General features: G+C 52.2%; 10 protein-coding genes. 3 read left to right on the forward strand and 7 right to left on the reverse strand.

The genetic code is table 11. The annotated features are described in order from the left end of the window. Positions 1–571 precede the first annotated feature (571 nt). From DB48_RS06665 to ackA, 3 genes are all read right to left on the reverse strand, one after another. Positions 572–1,003, reverse strand: coding sequence for a hypothetical protein (locus DB48_RS06665; protein ID WP_041509478.1), 432 nt, complete (start codon positions 1,001–1,003; stop codon positions 572–574). A 335-nt stretch (positions 1,004–1,338) separates the two neighbouring features. After that, positions 1,339–3,477 carry a phosphate acetyltransferase gene (gene pta, locus DB48_RS06670; protein WP_041509479.1) on the reverse strand — a complete coding sequence of 713 codons (2,139 nt, stop codon included), beginning with the start codon at positions 3,475–3,477 and terminating at the stop codon, positions 1,339–1,341. 96 nt (positions 3,478–3,573) lie between these two features. Next, positions 3,574–4,770: an acetate kinase gene (gene ackA / locus DB48_RS06675; protein WP_041509480.1), complete on the reverse strand. Its 1,197-nt coding sequence runs from the start codon at positions 4,768–4,770 to the stop codon at positions 3,574–3,576. 194 nt (positions 4,771–4,964) lie between these two features. On the opposite strand from ackA, the gene yfbV reads away from it, so the two are divergent. Next, a complete protein-coding gene (yfbV, locus tag DB48_RS06680) occupies positions 4,965–5,408 on the forward strand; it encodes a terminus macrodomain insulation protein YfbV (protein WP_041509481.1) in 444 nt (147 codons plus the stop codon). On the opposite strand, the gene pflA is transcribed toward yfbV, so the two are convergent. From pflA to DB48_RS06695, 3 genes are all read right to left on the reverse strand, one after another. Further along, on the reverse strand, positions 5,409–6,149 hold the full coding sequence (pflA, locus tag DB48_RS06685) for a pyruvate formate lyase 1-activating protein (RefSeq protein ID WP_041509482.1): 741 nt from the start codon (positions 6,147–6,149) through the stop codon (positions 5,409–5,411). It lies immediately after the preceding gene. A gap of 103 nt (positions 6,150–6,252) precedes the next feature. After that, positions 6,253–8,535: a formate C-acetyltransferase gene (gene pflB, locus DB48_RS06690; RefSeq protein ID WP_041509483.1), complete on the reverse strand. Its 2,283-nt coding sequence runs from the start codon at positions 8,533–8,535 to the stop codon at positions 6,253–6,255. Between the two features lie 563 nt (positions 8,536–9,098). Further along, entirely contained in the window at positions 9,099–10,631 is a 1,533-nt protein-coding gene (locus tag DB48_RS06695; RefSeq protein ID WP_041509484.1) for a DUF3360 family protein, read from the reverse strand. A gap of 972 nt (positions 10,632–11,603) precedes the next feature. Here DB48_RS06695 and focA point away from each other — a divergent pair. Further along, a complete protein-coding gene (gene focA / locus DB48_RS06700; protein ID WP_041509485.1) occupies positions 11,604–13,127 on the forward strand; it encodes a formate transporter FocA in 1,524 nt (507 codons plus the stop codon). 136 nt (positions 13,128–13,263) lie between these two features. On the opposite strand, the gene DB48_RS06705 is transcribed toward focA, so the two are convergent. Next, on the reverse strand, positions 13,264–14,178 hold the full coding sequence (locus DB48_RS06705; RefSeq protein ID WP_041509486.1) for a LysR substrate-binding domain-containing protein: 915 nt from the start codon (positions 14,176–14,178) through the stop codon (positions 13,264–13,266). Positions 14,179–14,557: 379 nt separating this feature from the next. On the opposite strand from DB48_RS06705, the gene yfcC reads away from it, so the two are divergent. Further along, positions 14,558–16,087: a putative basic amino acid antiporter YfcC gene (gene yfcC, locus DB48_RS06710; RefSeq protein ID WP_041509487.1), complete on the forward strand. Its 1,530-nt coding sequence runs from the start codon at positions 14,558–14,560 to the stop codon at positions 16,085–16,087. The last annotated feature ends 39 nt before the right edge of the window (positions 16,088–16,126 follow it).

Below are 16,126 nucleotides of genomic sequence, written 5' to 3' on the forward strand. Positions count from 1 at the left end.
GACACTTTTAGGCTTTTTTTTGCTAAATGTGGCCACAATACTGAAAGTTTTCTGTAAGTCGTGGTTTTTTAGTGTTAGACTAGCGCCCATGAGTTAGCAGATAGTTGCAGCTTATACCCAAGGCAAAATGCACCAATAAAAAAGCATGCCTGTACCCTACACAAAAATCTGGAGTCGTTATGGAAGCCCGTGAATACGAGAACGCCTATTACCAAGTGCAAGATGAAGTAATTGAGTCATTACCCGTTGAGATGGATGACGAAGCGTTTTTGGATTAAGGAAATATCCAAACTGAATTTTCACCTTCGCGTTGAGTCTGACTGAACGCATTAAAGTTGAGAGTCTTCAGACAGAAAGAGCAGCCCTAGGGCTGCTCTTTTTTGTGGTTGTTTTTGTGGTTGTTTTAAAGATTGGTATGCCGCGTAGTGAGTGATGCCATTGGCTATGTGCCTTTAGACGTCAGCCCTGGCCTCGGCAAACTTATTTGAGACAAGCTTCTCTGACGCAAGGTCCTCTGAAACAAGGTCCTCTGAAACAAGCTCCTCTGACACTAGGCCTTTTAAGGCAATCCTTAGTTTAGGTTGCCTTTCTCTGGCAGGATTTCGACTATCACCCAACGTTTCTTTATTTTGTGCAGGCGTATGGTGCGATCGTCTATCCAGGGTTGTCCGCCCTTGAGCCCCTTCATCTTGACGATCACGGTGACATCCTTGGTAAATTTACGGAAGAAGTCGATATCTATCTCTTCGATCTCCAGGGTGACGTCGCGCATGGAGAGGTTTAACACATGGCGCTGCACCGAGGCGGCAATATAGTAATGCGACAATACCTTTTGCATCGGCTCATCGACAAACTGCTTGGCTTTCTCGACATCTCTGTCGACATAGATGGCTCTAAAGAATCCTAATGAGACCTGTTCTGGTGTCATGACGCCCGAGACGGTTTCCGAGTCCGGGCTGCAGGCTGATAGGAGCAAAATGAAGATAAAGAGTAATTTTTTCATAGGGTTTAATCGATTGGCTTTGGTCTAGTATCGCGATTCTCTAATGCCTTGGCAAGCGGCGCACGTCAGTCGAAAGTACTTGACTCTTTAGGGTTGGGGTGGCATATCTGAATGAACAAATTGTTACGGTTATCCACAGAATCTGTGGACAAGTATGTTGAAGAGTCGATGCATAACTCTTAAGTGACTGAACTTAATTGGTAAATTAGTGTGGTCATTTTTTGACGCATTGTGCATCTATGAATATTTTTTAATCTTGCCAGACCGTTTAAGCATAAAAAAAGCCTGTCTCATGACAGGCTTTTTCGTGCTTTTGGCGTATTGCTCGGTGTAGCTTAGTTTTGTGAGGCCTGGATCGCTGTCAGCGCTATGGTGTAGACGATGTCGTCTACCAGGGCACCACGAGACAGATCGTTAACCGGCTTGCGCATACCTTGCAGCATAGGGCCGATACTGATGAGATCCGCACTACGCTGAACCGCCTTATAGGTGGTGTTACCCGTGTTAAGGTCTGGGAAGACGAACACGGTTGCTTGGCCGGCCACAGGGCTGTTAGGCGCCTTAGATTGAGCGACATTTGGCATCACGGCGGCGTCATATTGCAGTGGGCCATCGATCACCAACTCAGGACGTTTCTCTTTGGCGATACGGGTCGCTTCGCGCACCTTATCAACGTCAGAGCCTGTGCCTGAGCTACCGGTTGAGTAGCTGATCATGGCAACCTTAGGCTCGATGCCGAAGGCCGCGGCACTGTCGGCCGACTGAATGGCGATATCAGCAAGCTGCTCGGCATTTGGATCTGGGTTAATGGCGCAATCACCATAAACCAGTACCTGATCCGGCATCAGCATGAAGAAGATTGAGGATACCAGGCTAGAACCAGGTGCCGTCTTGATCAGCTGCAGCGGTGGACGTATGGTGTTGGCCGTGGTGTTTACCGCGCCCGAGACGATACCGTCGACTTCACCTTGCGCCAGCATCATGGTACCTAGCACCATGTTGTCTTCCAGCTGCTCACGGGCAACCACTTCTGTCATGCCTTTATGGCGACGCAGTTCAACCATAGGGGCCACATAGCGTTCGCGAGCGGCTTCAGGTTCGACAATTTCAACGCCTTCGCCAAGGGTCACACCCTGTTGGCCGGCGATACGCAGGATCTCTTCACGGTTACCAATCAGCACACAGCGGGCGATGCCTCGCTCGGCGCAGATGGCGGCCGCTTCGATGGTTCTTGGTTCGTCACCCTCTGGCAGTACCACAGTCTTTTGCGCGGCGCGGGCCAACTCGGTGAGCTTGTAACGGAACGCCGGTGGCGACAGTCTGTGCTCGCGTGGCGAGTTCATGGTGATGCTTTCTACCCAGCTCTGATCGATATGGCTGGCAACATATTCCTGCACCTCTTCGATACGTACGGCATCGTCCACCGGTACTTCATGGTCGAAGCGCTGGATGTTGAGCGAGGTCTGCCAGGTGTTGGTGTCGATCAAGAAGACGGGGAGACCTGTCTCAAAGGCTTGTTCACACAGCGCCATGATCTCTGGCTCAGGCTCATAGCTACCGGTTAGCAGCAGTGCACCCACCTTGACGCCATTCATTGCCGCCAGACAGGCCGAGACGATCACATCTGAGCGGTCGCCCGAGGTCACCAGCAGCGAGTCTGTTTTGATGTGAGTAACCATGTTGGGAATACTGCGGGCGCAGAAGGTGACCTTGCGCAGACGACGGGTATTCATCTCACCGGCATTGATGATGCGGGCACTCAAGTGCTTGGCTAAGTCTGAGGCACGTGGCGCCACCAGGTTCAGGTTGTATGGCACGCTACCTAAGATGCGTAGCTTGCTCTTACCGGGAAGCTGGAACATGCTGGCAGCGTCTGGACGCTGCACATCCTGGTGGTCGAACACCTCAGACAGGTCTGGACGAGCACGGCCTTCATCGTCAACCGGCGCACCAATCTTGTTGATGATGGCGCCGATGAGACGTTTGTTCTTGCTGCCACCCCAAGCGTTGTGAGCTATCTCGAGACGGTTCATCAGGGCGGTAGGCGTTTCGTTACCTGGCGCCGCGACGAAGATGATGTCGGCGTCCAGCGCCTTGGCGATCTCATAGTTGATGTCGTCTGAGAAGGGGTGGTTGCGGGTCTGCACCAGACCTTCGACGATCAGGGTTTCGCTTGGATCGGCGCACTCGGTAGCGCGGGCGATGATCTGCTCCATCAAGACATCGGTCTGATCGGTGCGGATCAAGTGCTCGGCGTGTGCCATGTCGAAGGGTTCGAGCGGGTTAACCGTCGGGGATTTGCTAAGAATGGTGGTCGAACGCTCTGGGCCCTTATCGGTTGGGCGCTGCTGGGCGATAGGCTTGAAGAATCTCACCTTTACCCCGTGGCGCTCCAGCGCACGTACCATACCTAGACTGATAGAAGTCAGGCCGACGCCGGTACCATTGGGGATGAGCATAATATTGCGAGACATAGTTACCTCTTATGCCCCGGCCAGTCTATCGGCCGGGTCTTGTCTAAATTGGTTGCGGCGCAAAGCGCCGCGATAGCATTTACTGCTTCGATAACATTACTTTAGCAGTGAAACGGCGTCTTCGGCGATCACCCACTCTTCGTTTGTTGGGATCACCATGGCTACCGGGCCATTGTCTGTTGTGATCTGGCCTTGGTTGCCAAAGCGCGCAGCCTTGTTACGTTCTGCATCGACCTCAAAGTTAAAGATAGCGAGCAGGTTAAGCACTTTCTCACGGATAAGGTCTGAGTTTTCGCCGATACCGCCGGTGAATACAAGTGCGTCCAGGCGCCCCAGTGGTACTGTGTAAGAGGCGATATATTTGGCCAGACGGTAGCAGAAGATCTCAAGCGCTAGCGTCGCGCCCTTATGGCCTTCGGCGTAACCTTCTTCGATGCCGCGACAATCGTTGGTCAGCTCGGAGATGCCCAGTAGGCCGCTCTGCTTGTTCATCAGGTTGTTCACTTCATCTAGGGTGTAGCCCAGACGATCCACTAGGTGGTAGATGATAGAAGGGTCGATGTCACCACAGCGGGTACCCATGACCAGGCCTTCGAGCGGCGTCAGACCCATAGAGGTGTCGACACTCTTACCGCCTTTAACCGCAGTCACTGACGCGCCATTGCCCAGGTGGGCACAGATGACGTTAGTGTCGGCCAGCTCTTTACCCAGCGCCTTGGCGGCTTCGCGGCTGACAAACAGGTGGCTGGTGCCATGCATGCCGTAGCGACGAATGCCGTGCTCGCGATAGAGCTTGTAGGGCAGGGCATACACGTAGGCTCGCTCAGGCATGCTCTGGTGGAAGGCGGTGTCAAATACTGCAACCTGTGGCAGGTTAGGGAAAGAGGCCTGCGCGGCGCGAATACCGATAAGGTGCGCCGGGTTGTGTAGTGGCGCCAGGGCGGCACAATCTTCGATACCCGCGATCACGCTGTCGTCGATCACCACAGAATGGGTGAACTTCTCACCACCGTGTACGACACGGTGTCCGATTGCCTGGATCTGGGCGGCGACTTCAGGATACTGACCCAGAATCTCTTTAACGATAAACTCGACAGCCTCGCGGTGGGCGGTGAAGGCCCCAAGCTTAGACTCGAATTTGTTGCCATCGACTTTCCACTTGATGCGTGAATCTTCCAGACCAAAGCACTCTGCTAGACCTGAGATCTGGTCGTCACCTGTAAGCGCGTCGATAATGGCGAACTTCAGTGATGAGCTGCCGCAGTTTAGTACCAAAACCAGTTTGTTAGACATGTTTAAAACCTTTTGCAAAGTGAGTGAATGACTGGCATTCACCAAAATTAAATGACCTCAAGCCTAGGGCCGATGTCGCTTTAAATTCTCGTTCCTGAGATTAAGAGCCGGTCTCTGCCAAGGCGATGCCGCTTGGGGCTGGCGCTCGCCTTGTGCTATGGTAAAGACAGTCTCTTAAGTGTTAGGTGTCATCATTGACTGTTCAAGTGTTAAAAACCTTAGGGGTCGGTCGTCGCTATATGAAGACCTGGCCTATGGTTCGACAACTTAGCTTTTATTTTCCAGAGTATCGCGTGATCCGTGCGACCGCTCTGGCGATTCGTTTGATGCCGCCGCTGGCTCTGTTGGCCGGCGGCAGTCAACTCTATCTGTATGGCTGGGCCTGGTTACCTCAGGCTATCACCATTGCCTTATTCTTTATCAGCTTGCCTATTCAGGGCTTGCTCTGGCTTGGCTGGCGCGCCAAGCATCCTCTGCCACTTTCTCTGCTGGACTGGGGCAACAATCTGTCTGCCAAGCTCCAGGGTATGGGGGTGGCCTGTAACCCCTTGGGTGCCAATGCCTGTTATCTCGATATGGCGGTCATCTTAAAAATGGCTTTCGAACGTCTCGATAAGCATTATTGGGAAGCGCTCTAGTTAGTAGACGGCGTTGATGCCGGCTTCCACAAACACCTGTTTAATCTGTTCCATGGTTTCGCGCGAGGGGGGAGAGATATCCTTGAGGGTATACTCTTCGCCCATGGCTTCCCATTTGTGTTTACCCAGCTCGTGGTAGGGCAGCAGCTCTACCTTCTCCACGTTGGTCATAGGTTTAATAAATTCTGCCAACCCCTTTGCCGATTCAACATCGTCGGTATAGCCGCCCACGACCACATAGCGTATCCACACTTTTTGTTGGCGTTTTTGTAGATATTGGGCAAATTGCAGGGTGCGATGATTGCTGACATGGGTTAAGGCGATGTGTTGGTCATCATCGATATGTTTGATATCGAGCAGTACCAGGTCGGTGTTATCGAGGAGTTCATCGATAACTGGGGTGTATTTACGGACGAAGCCGTTAGTGTCTAGGCAGGTGTGTATGCCTTGCTGTTTGCAGGCCTTGAACAGGGCCGCGACAAATTCGGCTTGCAGTATAGCCTCGCCGCCACTGGCGGTGACGCCTCCGCCGCTGGACTCGAGAAAAGGCCGATAGCTGATGATCTGTTCCATCAACTCGTCGACCTCGATTTCACGTCCACCGTGAAGATCCCAGGTATCACGATTGTGGCAGTATTGGCAGCGCATCAAACAGCCTTGCATAAAGGTGATAAACCGAATGCCGGGACCGTCAACTGTGCCAAAGGATTCCAGTGAGTGAATCCGCCCTTTTACTGTCATTGTGACTCCGAAAACTTCAATTAAAGTAGGCTGTGCTAAATTAGTGCACAGCCTAGCTTATATTCACCAAAAATCTAGCGTTTGACCGCTCGATTGACGGAAATTACATCCCTTTGGTGAAAGTACGTGTAATGACGTCCTGTTGTTGCTCTGGTGTCAGTGCGTTGAAGCGCACGGCGTAGCCAGAAACACGGATGGTCAGCTGTGGATACTTGTCTGGGTTAACCACGGCATCTTCCAGCATTTCGCGGTTCATCACGTTCACGTTAAGGTGCTGACCACCTTCACGAGTCTCGTTATGAGCGAAGTAACCGTCCATCAGTGCAGCTAGGTTAGCGCGGCGACCGTCTTCATCTTTACCCAGTGCGTTTGGCACGATAGAGAAGGTATAAGAGATACCATCTTGTGCGTGAGCAAACGGCAGCTTGGCAACTGAGGTCAGTGACGCGATAGCGCCTTTCTCGTCGCGGCCATGCATTGGGTTCGCACCCGGTGCAAATGGTGCGCCGGCAGGGCGACCGTCTGGCGTAGTACCCGTCTTCTTACCATAAACCACGTTTGAGGTGATGGTGAGAATTGACTGAGTCGGGATCGCGTTACGGTACATCTTCTTGTGACGGATCTTAGCCATGAAGCGTTCAACCAGCTCGGTAGCCAGGTCATCGACGCGTGCATCGTTGTTACCAAACTTAGGATATTCACCCTCGATGTCGAAATCGACGGCGATGCCGTTTTCGTCACGAATTGGCTTCACCTTGGCAAACTTGATGGCTGACAGTGAATCGGCAGCAATCGATAGGCCAGCGATACCACAGGCCATAGTGCGACGTACGTCTCTGTCGTGCAGCGCCATTAGGGCCGCTTCGTAAGAGTACTTGTCGTGCATGTAGTGGATGGCGTTGAGTGCAGACACATATTGGGTGGCTAACCACTCCATCATGGTGTCCAGACGACCCATTACATCGTCAAAATCCAGTACTTCATCTGTGATTGGCTCAAACTTAGGACCGATCTGTGTCTTGAGTTTCTCATCCACGCCGCCGTTGATGGCATAAAGCATGGTCTTAGCCAGGTTTGCACGAGCGCCGAAGAACTGCATGTGTTTACCCACAACCATAGGGCTTACACAACAAGCGATGGCATAGTCGTCAGAGTCGAAATCTGGACGCATCAGGTCATCGTTTTCGTACTGGATAGAGCTGGTGTCGATAGAGACCTTAGCGCAGTACTTCTTGAAGTTCAGCGGAAGCTTCTCTGACCAAAGCACAGTGATGTTTGGCTCAGGACTTGGGCCCATGTTGTACAGGGTATGTAGGAAGCGGAAGCTAGACTTAGTCACCAGAGTACGGCCGTCAAGACCCATACCCGCGATAGATTCGGTGGCCCAGATTGGGTCGCCAGAGAATAGCTCATCGTATTCTGGTGTACGTAGGAAGCGCACCATACGCAGCTTCATCACGAAGTGGTCAACCATCTCCTGGGCTTGCTGCTCGGTCAGCACGCCGTTCTTGATGTCGCGCTCGATGTAGACATCCAGGAAGCTAGAGGTACGGCCCAGAGACATGGCGGCGCCGTTTTGGCTCTTCACTGCGGCCAGGTAGCCGAAGTAAGTCCATTGAATCGCTTCTTTCGCGTTAGTCGCAGGACCAGAGATATCACAGCCGTAGCTGGCAGCCATCTGCTTCATCTGGCCAAGGGCTTTGTGCTGCTCGGCGATCTCTTCGCGTAGCTGCATGGTGGCAGAAAGATCTTCGCCTGCTTCAAACTGGGCTTGCAGTGAGCTGAACTGGGCAAATTTTTCCTGCATCAGGTAGTCGATACCGTACAGGGCGATACGACGGTAGTCACCAATGATACGACCACGGCCGTACGCATCTGGCAGACCTGTCAGTACGCCAGACTTACGGCAGCGCATGATCTCTGGGGTGTAGATATCAAACACGCCCTGGTTGTGTGTCTTGCGCAGCTCAGAGTAGACATACTTGATGTTTGGATCCAGTTCACGACCATAGGCAGCGCATGAACCTTCGACCATACGGATACCGCCATTGGGTAACATGGCACGCTTAAGTGGCGCGTCTGTTTGTAGACCGACAATGGTTTCGAGATCTTGGTCGATGTAACCTGCTTCATGAGAGGTAATGGTAGAGACTTTGTCGGTATCGAAATCAACCGGCGCGTGAGTGCGGTTTTCTTGCTTGATACCTTCCATCACTTTGTCCCAAAGCGCGCTGGTCGCTTCGGTGGCGCCGGCTAGGAAAGATTCGTCTCCTTCATAGGGCGTGTAGTTCTTTTGAATAAAGTCGCGTACATTTACTTCAGACTTCCAATCACCAGGAGTAAAACCTTCCCACGCTTTGGTGAACAGCTCAGTTTTTTCGGTCATCGTACTAATACCTTCTGTTTGAGATAAAGGTTATTGGTTATCGAGTGGCTGTCACTTAAGACGTTGCGATACACCAATAGCTATTCTTCGCAGCTCCCTTCAATGTATTACCCGGATGATGGGAACTGATTATCGAACCGGTAAACCGTGTCGATTTAAATCTGTTTTACGCGATATCCGAGCTCGTTTGACACTTACTGTCTAAGCCGATTCGGCTATCGTTAAATTGGTAAGACCAATTAACCATATGAATAGTACCATATCTGCCTAGGTGCTGCATCTGAATCGGTCTGCTTTTGCCCGAGTTAATGCCAAAATTGCTATCGGGTTATCATTTTTGGCGCAAAATTTCGTTTGCATCTCACCTGAGAGTCGGTTATTTGCGCGAGCCAACGCTCACCTTTATCGGGTGTTACCTGCATCTAAGGAGAATGCTGATTCCCTGGGGTTATGAACGCCATGCCCATATGGCATATTGATGCCGGTTATCAGCAAGTTTGATGTAAGTATAGGGGAGATAAAAAAGAAGAGGGCCTAAGCCCTCTTCGTTGTCGTTTGCGCGATTAAAGTAGCGCTGGGATCCCTTGAATCATACCCACTGCCAGCATGGCGGCGAGACAGATCACAAAGGCTAGCCCCGGAATGATGAGCCTGTCGGCCAGACTTAGGCTGGCGGCACGTTCTTTGTCGCCAATCAGACCATTGTTATCTAGCAACATGGTCAGCGCCCAGGCCAGTACAGGGTTAGCAACGAAAGAGGCGAAGATACAGATACCCGCCGCCTGGCTGCTTTGGGTGTCTTTCACCATCTGCATGCCTGCCTCCAGGAGTGGTAGGAACACGCCAACCAGGAGAGCGATTGACATCACAGGACGCCATACGGTGACATCCATTGGGTAACCCAGTACCGCGACTATGATACACAGGCTACCTAGCAGGATGGCGCCAGCAGGAATAGGACGCTTAGCGATTGCCGCCGGGATCATATAGGTGCCCCAAGACGAGGTGATGTTACCGCCACCCACTGCCGTGCCGACGATTTGGCGCAGTGAACAGGTGGTCATGGTGTCATCTACATCCATCAGCACTTTCTCTGTGCCTTTAGGGTAGTTCAGCTCCTGGAAGATACGGTGACCCAAGAAATCGGGTGACCACATGGCAACCGCCAGGATGGCAAAGGGGAGTGACGCGATAAAGTGCTCGAAGTTAGGTAAACCTAGCTGCCAGCCATGCTCGGTAGAGCCCCACCAGTAGACGGGGTTCAGGTTAGGGATGCCTGGAGCGGTAACAAACTGCAGATCTAATCCCGCGCCTAGGGCGAAGGCCAGCGCAATCGCGGCGATAGAACAAAGTGGGATCGCCAGCCAACGTTTACCTACCTTGGCCAAATAAGCGTAGATCACCACATTCACCAATAAGATGAAGAAGGCCACATAGCCAAGGCTATAGTCCAGGGCATGCTTGGCCTGTAGGCCGCCGGCCCAGTCGAATAGGGAGGTGATCTGACTCTTGGCACCCATGAAGCCGAGGAACACTAAGAGTCCCCCTGCGACGCCGCTGGAGGTGAGGTTTACTAGCCTGGAGCCCCCCTTAAAGTAACTGAGCAGCAGACCAAAGATACCCAGGAGGATCGCCAGTGCTAATGGGTGGGCACCGGCCAAGGCGATGGTGCCGATAAGCGGGATCATGGGGCCGTGGTTGCCGCCAAGGTTGGCGCGAGGGTTGATAAATCCAGAACTGATGATACAGAAGAGCAGGGCGGGGATGAGCATTTCGACGCGAACCACCTGAATGGCGAATTCGGCGCCCAGGTTGATGTGATCCCAGCGCTCGCTTAGGCCCGATGCCCAGGCGGCCATTACGGCCGAATACATCACCGTGATGCCGATAGTGCCTGCGATGGCGGGCACTAGGTCTTCCCACTCAAAGCGGAAATCGCGTCCCGGCAGGTTGAGGCCCCAACGTCTGGGCTTCATGATCTGTAATTCGTGGTCTAAATATTGTTCACGAGTGGCAAACTCGCTGGCAGGACGGTGAAGCGCCTTGTAAGTCAGCTCAGAGGCTTCCATCTCTTCTTTTTTGACTGTTTCTGACATAATTTCTCATTCTCCGAAAAGAACTTATTGACTCATCAATTCGATGAAGACTTAGAGGTAATCCTTGCAAGTCAGCGAGTGTCGTTTGTTGAAAGACCCCCAGGTGCCACTCGAGTAACTTGTCCGCCCCCAAGAATGGATAAAACACCCTAAATCCGGTGAGCAGTTGCATCCCTAACGCTGTTTAAAATTGGTCTGACCAATTTACCTCATAAATCTTAACATAGTGACTTTTGCCTGACATTAACTATCAATAAACTTGAAACTGGTGATTAGATGATTTGGGAGCTAGTTAACATCTTGTGTCGCCATTTCAGATAAATTTTTACATTAGGCATATATATTGCGTTTGGTTTTAGATCGCGCCTTCTGTCACTTTTGGGAGCCACTCCGCCAATTCTTTGCAAATAAGAGGCGCCTCTCACGCCTCACATTTTTAGCTGGGTCACGGCTCACAAAAGTGGTGCTTATTGTGCTCCGCACCTCACAAAGGGGCGCAAATGTCCGCCTTAGCCTTTTGCTATCTCGCCAGTTTGCCTTGGGAAAACATTGGCTAAGGATGTTAATCAACTTGCCTTATAGCTTAGGCAATAGGTGGTCAGTTGCCAGTTTGCTAGAGCAAACTACACACCTTCGCGCCTCAACACCGCATTCCTAGGTTTTTATGTTATTAACAATTGGTTTTCGCATAAGCTGCTGTATTAAAGCGGTTTTAAGGTGAATTGTTATCGGCTTAACAAGCTTGTCACCTCGATATTTGGCTATCAAATTTACTGATTGTCTCATTCATTAATATCAAATTTTATTTCGCCTTTTTAGTGGCTAATCTCGGCATAAGAGAGCGAGGCAACAAGCTAACTCTTTGTAAAAACATTTATTAATCTATAGCCGTCTCTAGGGAGATGGCACTTGCGGAGATGATGTTAATGAAATTTCACCCCTGTTTTACGCTTGGCTGGAGAAGGACACGTCATGACGATACCTAATCTAGTGCCACTTGCCGCCAGGCAGAGCCAGCCAACGCCTGTGGCCGAGACTAGCCTATGCCAGCGCGCCGCGGCTTACGGTCAGGAGAAGGTGACTAAGCAGGCGATGGCATCTATTGGCCAGGCGATGTTTGCCGGTGCTTTTATCGCACTCGCCTTCGTGTTTTATCTCACTGTCACCACAGGCGCATCGGGCGATTGGGGCATGGTGCGCCTGGTTGGCGGCCTGGCCTTTAGTCTGGGTCTGATGTTGGTGGTCATCTGCGGTGGCGAGCTCTTTACTAGTAGTGTGTTGAGTAGCGTGGCCTGGGCGCAGAAACGCGTGAGCACGCGGCAGCTGCTAGCCTGTTGGGGACGTGTCTATCTGGGTAACTTCTGCGGCGCCATGATCATGCTGGCATTGATCCTCAGTGCCAAGATGTATCTGTTAGACGGTGGGCTGTGGGGGCTCAATGCCCTGAAGGTCGCGCAACATAAGCTGCACCACTCCTGGGGCCAGGCCTTCGCCTTGGGCATCTTATGTAACATGCTGGTTTGCTTAGGGGTTTGGATGACCTTTGCCAGCAAGGAGGCGCTCACCAAGGCCATTTTATTGATGCTACCTGTGGCGATGTTTGTCAGCAGCGGCTTCGAGCACAGTATCGCCAACCTCTTTATGGTGCCACTGGGGATCGCCATTAAGCAGCTGGCCATCTGGGACTGGTATCAGATCCCCGGGTTTACCGCTCAGCAATTTAATGACCTGACTCTGCTTCACTTTCTGACCAATAACCTCATTCCTGTCACCGCGGGCAATATCGTCGGCGGCGGTATAGTGGTGGGCCTGGGCTACTGGTGGATAGATGCAGGCAAGGCTCGCGTCGTACCAGAAAAAGTACCACTGAGGGCGGTACATCTGGAGCCAGTATTAAGCAGTGACCAGCAGGGCAAAGAACAGATTCAACACAGCGATAACGCTGCCAATACCATTTCAATTTTATCTAGTAAAGTATGCAGGGGAGAGACCCAAATGCCTAAATCGATTCAAAAACTCAATGTCAGCGCCCTGATGGATCAGACACCTTTTACTCTAAGCCCCGAGCTATCCGTGTACGAGGGACTCAAGCAGCTCAATGAGGCGCAGCTGCGCGGCGCGCCCGTGGTCGATGCTCAGCGACGCCTACTGGGGTTTGTTTCTCAGCAAGACCTGCTGCGTAGTCTTTGGTCAGAAGAGTTTGTCCGTGGCATAGGCTACAAGGTGGCCGACCTGATGCAAACCCGGGTGCTGACGGTAACCCCTGATGATGCGGTGGCCGATCTGATCGAGGTAATGGTGGTGGATCGTGACAAGTTGTTTCCGGTGAGCGACATGGGCGTGCTGACTGGCAACACCTATGCCAGCTATGAGGAGCGGCTCCGTCACGCTAGCGCCAGCAAGCCGAGCTGCTTCCCTGTGGTCAGTGAAGGCAAGCTAGTGGGCGTGATCACCCGTGAGGCCATAGTGACCAAGGTGTGTGCTGTATATGGCTAAGGCGTCGCAGATGAAACTCGGCACCGATATGAATTGAGGGTCTGCGTGACTTTATAAGCCGTGCCGATTTCAATCGGCGAAAGTAGAAAGGGGCATTTGCCCCTTTTTTGCGTTTTATACTGTCAGCTAAGCCAGCTTATCGGCTCGTCTTGGCATGCTGACGATGCTTGCTGAGACGTCTGGCCTCGGTGATCACACAGTCTCGCAGCGGGTTTTCGCCCGAATCGCAGCGCCACACGAAAGAGAGGTGTCTCTGCATGTTAAGTTGCGGCGTCGGCAGGATAACCAGTTCACCGGCGGCCACCTCTTTCTCCACATCCAGGAAAGGTAGGCTGCTGAGGTAGGGCCCATTCTTCACTAAGGCCTTGAGCAGCGAGACATGCTCATACTCTTTCCATACGTTGAGCTTTTCGATGACGCCATGAATGGCCCCCTCGAAGATGCGGCGAGTCCCCGCGCCTTGCTCGCGCAGCACCCATCTCGCCTGCTCTAACTGCGCCAGGCTGATGTTGGTCTGTTTGGCATAGGGGTGATGAGGTGAGGCGACTACCACCAGATGGTCGTCTAACCATTGCTCCTGATACAGACGGCTGTCGTCGTTGCGCCCCTCTATGATGCCAAAGTCATATTCGTAATTAAGCAGGCCCTCGACCACGTTCTCGGTATTTTCCACTGTGAGCTCGATCCTAAGTTCGGGAAAATCGGTATCGATTTTACTGATAAGCTCGGGGAGCAGATGCTCGGCGGCGGTCTGACTGGAGCATAAACGAAAACGACCGCTTATAAGGTGTTGTTCGTGAAGGCCTAATTCTATTTGTTGTGCATCTTGTAGCAGACGTCTCGCCCTTGGGCGTAACCAGTTTCCCCAGTGACTCAGGGTGAGGCGATTACCCTGTCTGATAAAGAGGGGGCGGCCGAGTAGATTTTCCAGCTGCCCAAGGGACATGCTAACTGCAGACTGTGTCATCGACAGTTTTCGCGCCGCCGCACTCACACTTTCCAGGCTGGCTACGGCATCGAACACCATGATTTGTTTTAGGGAGTACTTCATTGACCTTGTGGCGTCCTAACTGAATTAACCAATAAAGAAAACTATCAATAAAATTGATGCTTGCGTGATATTGATTGTATGAGCGCCTGAGGGCTTTCACAAGTAACGCGTTGATTTTATCTGAGTTACTCGACACGCCTCACTCTTTAAGCGTGTCTTGTGCGCACCATGACATTTCTTGCCTACACGTGAGCTCAATCGAGCAGCTGACTTTGTTTGTTCGCGCCCAGTTTAGGCCATTCCAGTTTAGGCGATCCGAGCCGGTTGCTCTGCGCTTGATTGATTCAGCGCCCAACGGGTGATTCTTGTGCAGCAGAGGGGGAATTGGTTTATATTGGCGGGCAATAACTTAGATTCCAAGAATAACCATGGAAAAACAATGGCAAATCAAGCGCCTTCTTCGGCGGCAAACCCGAAAAATAAAATCCCTTTACCTGACACCTTAGTGATCATCTTCTTTGTGGCCTTGGCAGCCATGTTGTTGACCTATCTGGTGCCCGTAGGTTCCTTCGAGACCCAGGAGATCCACTATCTTGCCGATGGCGTTGATAAAACGCGTAGTGTGGTCGACCCTAACTCCTTTCGTTACAGCCTGGATGAGGCGGGAGAGCAGCTTAAACAGCCTGTAGCCCTGTTTGAGGGCGGTGGGGGCATAGGCTTCTTCAATTTTGCCTTCGAAGGTTTAACCTCGGGATCTAAATGGGGCACTGCTATCGGGGTTATCATGTTTATGATGGTGATCGGTGGCGCCTTCGGCATAGTAATGGAAACCGGCACCATAGATAACGGCATCATACGCTTGATCGACAAGACCCAGGGCAACGAGCGACTCTTCATTCCCGTGCTCTTTATTCTCTTCTCCCTCGGCGGCGCTGTGTTTGGTATGGGGGAGGAGGCGATTGCCTTTGCCATCATTATCTGCCCCTTAATGATACGCTTGGGCTTCGATGGCATCACCACTGTGATGGTGACCTATGTGGCGACTCAGGTGGGATTCGCCAGTTCCTGGATGAACCCCTTTAGTGTGGCGATCGCTCAGGGGATTGCCGGCATTCCTGTGCTCTCAGGCGCCGGTGTAAGGGGACTCATGTGGGCAGGGTTCACCCTGATGGGGGTGATCTTTACCATGCGCTACGGCGCCAAGATCCAGGCGGATCCGCAAAGCTCACTTTGCTTTGAGTCGGATCGATATTTCCGTGAGCATCATAATTCGAGCGAGTTACAGAGCCGTTTTAACCTCGGTGACAGTCTGGTACTGCTCACCATCTTGCTGACGGTCGTTTGGGTTATCTGGGGGGTTGTTACTCAGGCCTGGTTTATTCCCGAGATCGCCAGTCAGTTCTTTGCCATGGGGATTGTCGTAGGGATAATTGCGGTGATCTTCAGGTTAAATGGCATGACGCTTAATCGTATGGCTAGTAGTTTTAAGCAGGGAGCGGGCACCATGTTGGAGCCGGCCTTGCTGGTCGGTTGTGCCTCTGGGATCTTGCTGCTCCTGGGGGGCGGTAAGCCCGATGAGCCAAGTGTATTAAATACCTTACTCAATGGCGCCGGCAGCCTGATTGGTCAGCTACCCGCGGTCGCCTCGGCCTGGTTTATGTTGCTGTTTCAATCTGTGTTTAATTTCTTTGTCACTTCGGGCTCGGGTCAGGCGGCATTGACCATGCCCTTGATGGCACCTCTAGCCGACATCGTCGGGGTATCGCGTCAGGTGGCGGTGTTGGCCTTTCAGCTGGGCGACGGCTTTACCAATGTGCTGGTGCCGACATCGGCATCTCTGATGGCGACCTTAGGCGTATGCCGCGTCGACTGGGGCATTTGGGTCAAGTTTATCTGGCGTTTCATGTTGGCGCTCTTCTTAGTGTCGAGCATTGTGGTGGTCGCCGCTCACTACCTCGGTTTCGTTTAAGAGTGCACTTTCATTTAGGCAATAAAAAACGGCATCCTA

The organism is Shewanella sp. cp20 (assembly GCF_000832025.1).
Lineage (GTDB): Bacteria > Pseudomonadota > Gammaproteobacteria > Enterobacterales > Shewanellaceae > Shewanella.